This window comes from Pseudomonas sp. EL_65y_Pfl2_R96 (genome assembly GCF_963970905.1).
GTDB lineage: Bacteria > Pseudomonadota > Gammaproteobacteria > Pseudomonadales > Pseudomonadaceae > Aquipseudomonas.
In genome coordinates this window covers 1-304 of sequence record NZ_CAXAQH010000438.1, presented here as the reverse complement: position 1 = coordinate 304, position 304 = coordinate 1, and the positions used below count along the sequence as shown (strand labels likewise).

1 protein-coding gene is annotated in these 304 nt (G+C 56.9%); it reads right to left on the bottom strand.

The annotated features are described in order from the left end of the window. On the bottom strand, positions 1–304 hold a 304-nt coding region (locus AACY49_RS31460; RefSeq protein WP_339528273.1), incomplete at both ends, for a DDE-type integrase/transposase/recombinase.

Here is a 304-nt window from a genome sequence, read left to right as displayed (position 1 = left end):
ACCCGCTCCATTTTCAAACTCAGGAAGAAGCGCTCCATCACTGAGTTGTCCCAGCAATTACCTTTACGGCTCATGCTTTGCTGCATTTCATTTCTTGCCAACAGCGCTCTGTAGCTTGCGCTCGCGTATTGGCTGCCACGATCCGAGTGGGCGACCAGACCCGGGGGTGGTTGACGTTGAGCAATCGCCAGCTGCATTGCACTACACACCAGCTCAGCCGGCATGTTCGGGGCCATGGACCAGCCGACTATCTTGCGTGAGAACAAGTCCAGCACCACGGCCAGGTATAACCAGCCGCTTCGGG